Below are 1,036 nucleotides of genomic sequence, written 5' to 3' on the forward strand. Positions count from 1 at the left end.
ATTTATTAAATAAGCTGCAAAATATAAAATATTACTTCACTTTCTGATAATGATAACTATTGCCATCGGCTAAAACTACCCCAATTGGTGTTTTTTCGTAGAGAATAATGGTCGAATTATTGTCATCATAGGTTATAAAAGCATAGTTTTTATTTTTAGGAAAAACAATAGCTTCGCGGGGCTCCGAACCATTGTATGCTAATGCTTGAATTTCAAAGTCGGTTTTCTCTACAACTTTCCCATTGAGTGAACGAGTAAATGTTTTACTAGAAGTATTAAACTCAATAATTTCAGTATTAGTAACTTTTATTTCAGTAGGACTATTCGGTGCTGGGTACCCAACTGTAGTTTTCATAAGCTGCCATTGACCATCCAGTTTATTCGATGTTGGCTCAATAGTATTTTCAATTTGGCAAGCCATCAGAGATAGCATAGTAATTATTAAAAAATAAGCTTTCATTTTTTCGTGATTTTTACAATTTCAATGAGTTCGACTGTCGTTTTTTTTCCCCAACCACACTCCAATTCACCTTTTTCTTGGGTATTTCTGTAAGTTAGTACTACCGGAATTTCGAGGTTTCCTGAATAGGTATTTGCGGGGAGTTTCGCAACTTCTGCATTTATCAAATTTTTAAACATGCTACTGCTGGCTGCAGTTGGTAATACCGCTTTTATTAAGTCACCTTTTGCATCCACAAATGCGATATGCTCGGCACATCCATCAACGGGTAAATTATTATTAAAGACAATAGCACTAGCTTCAATGAGTGGGGCTGCACTATCTTCGGTTTCTTTAGTGCAAGTATTTACCAAGATTGATAACATGATAATTGATAGCATTTTCATAAAATTAAAAATTTTCTGTTTATACTACAATGATTCTAAAAGTATTCGAATGGTTGGAATCAGAAATCAAATTCTATAATTTCTGGGTCATTCATCAGATTCTTGATGGCCTTTTCGTGGTTTTTTTCGGGGCCCTTCACAATCCAAACTCCACTTATATTTTCGTGAGTTTTGTTTTGAGTACCACGTT

2 protein-coding genes are annotated in these 1,036 nt (G+C 34.3%); both read right to left on the bottom strand.

Going from position 1 to position 1,036, the window contains the following annotated elements:
- Positions 1-31: 31 nt before the first annotated feature.
- The gene (locus ACOVO2_RS07830) at positions 32-460 is read right to left on the bottom strand and encodes a hypothetical protein (RefSeq protein ID WP_421769425.1); all 429 of its coding nucleotides are present in this window, start codon (positions 458-460) and stop codon (positions 32-34) included.
- Positions 457-846: a hypothetical protein gene (locus ACOVO2_RS07835; RefSeq protein WP_421769426.1), complete on the bottom strand. Its 390-nt coding sequence runs from the start codon at positions 844-846 to the stop codon at positions 457-459. Before ACOVO2_RS07835 ends, ACOVO2_RS07830 begins: the two co-directional genes overlap by 4 nt.
- Between the last annotated feature and the right edge of the window lie 190 nt (positions 847-1,036).

Source organism: Emticicia sp. (genome assembly GCF_049241225.1).
In the GTDB taxonomy this organism is placed as follows: domain Bacteria; phylum Bacteroidota; class Bacteroidia; order Cytophagales; family Spirosomataceae; genus Emticicia.

What these genes read in the sequence shown, in the direction of transcription:
- ACOVO2_RS07830 (WP_421769425.1), bottom strand. Translation starts at nt 460, where the DNA reads ATGAAAGCTTATTTTTTAATAATTACTATGCTATCTCTGATGGCTTGC.
- ACOVO2_RS07835 (WP_421769426.1), bottom strand. Translation starts at nt 846, where the DNA reads ATGAAAATGCTATCAATTATCATGTTATCAATCTTGGTAAATACTTGC.